Genomic DNA, 1,605 nt, shown 5'->3' on the forward strand with positions numbered 1-1,605 from the left:
AAAGCCAAAGGATTGCATTCGAGTTTTAACAATATGCACCCGGCTATAGGCAAAATCAACTGGGTGTATTTTCGCGAAGGAATTGATGACTTCGATAAATCTTTAAGCGGATTACTTGAATTACTAAACCGCCACGGCGATTATGTAGAAAAGCATACGCAATTTTTAGCCAAAGCCTTAGAGTGGGAACGGCAGCAAAAACAAAATAGATGGCTGTTAGTGGGCGACGAGAAAAAGCAAGCAGAAGCTTGGTTAAAAATTCATTTTAACGAGGAGCAGCCGCCTTGCCTTCCGACGGACTTGCATTGCGAATACATTACTGAAAGCATCAAGAATGGCAATAACTTGATGACTCAGGTGTTTATCTCTTATTCCGAGCGAGATCGGGAAAGTATGGAGAAAATTCGCAACAGTCTGAGGCGAGAAAGTTTGACCGTTTGGACGAATACAACCGATATTCAAACCGGAGAAGATTTTCAGAGTGCGATCGATCGCGGCATCGAACAAACCGATAATTTGGTCTATCTGCTCTCGCCGGACTCTGTACAATCCGAGTACGTTCGGAAAGAAATAGACTATGCCCTATCGCTCCATAAGCGAATTATCCCTGTTTTAGTGAGAGAAACGCCAGTAGACGAAATCCCCAAGGCATTGCAGGGCGTGCAGTATATCGACCTCACCGACAACGTAAAAGAAGACGATTACTTGCTCGATGAAAGTCAATTGCTGAAGATTATACATCAGGATGAAGTTTATTATAACGAGCATAAAGTGTTCCTAACTCAAGCCTTGAAGTGGGAGCGACAACATAAGAATCCGAGTATTCTGCTGCGAGGTTATAACTTGCGAAGTGCAGAGGCGTGGTTGAAGGTAGGGCAGAAACGGACGCAGCATCGCCCAACAGCATTAATTGAAGAATTCATTGCGGAAAGTTTGCGGCAACCGCCCTTGGAGTCCCTCGATGTTTTTATTTCTTATTCTCGCGCCGATTCGGATTTAGCCAGAAAGCTCAATAACGAACTGCAACTACAGGGAAAAACGACCTGGTTCGACCAAGAAAGTATTGCATCGGGCTCGGATTTTGCGCGAGAGATAGAGCAGGGAATCCAATCCTCCGATAATTTCTTATTTATTCTTTCCCCCCAATCGGTAAATTCACCCTATTGCGGGATGGAAGTGGAGTATGCCGCCAAGTTGAACAAGCGGTTTGTGACGCTGCTGCATCGCGAGGTCAATTCAGCAGACTTGCATCCGGAGTTAGCCAAAGTCCAGTGGATTGATTTCAATCAAAACGAGGGGGATTTCAATGCCAATTTTAATCAATTGGTCAGAACCCTCGATACAGACAGAGAACACTTACAAAATCATACGAAATGGTCTCAGCGGGCCTTGGAGTGGCAGCAAAAAGATCAGACGAAAGATTTACTATTGCGCGGGAGTGAATTGGCGATCGCCGAAGCGTGGTTGAAAGACATTCAAACCCAAAAGAAACAGCCAGTCGCGACCGAGTTACAAAAGGCATATATAGCCGAAAGTAGCGCCGAAAAACGCAAAAATAAGATGCTATTAAGGGGAGCCGTCGTGGGTGCGCTCTCGATCATGACA

1 protein-coding gene is annotated in these 1,605 nt (G+C 45.2%); it reads left to right on the forward strand.

Annotated elements, in window-relative coordinates:
- Positions 1-33: 33 nt before the first annotated feature.
- Positions 34-1,605, forward strand: a 1,572-nt coding sequence (locus QUB06_RS34515) for a toll/interleukin-1 receptor domain-containing protein (protein ID WP_333439331.1), incomplete at its 3' end; no start/stop codon positions are given.

Source organism: Microcoleus sp. D2_18a_D3, from assembly GCF_036702455.1.
GTDB lineage: Bacteria > Cyanobacteriota > Cyanobacteriia > Cyanobacteriales > Microcoleaceae > Microcoleus.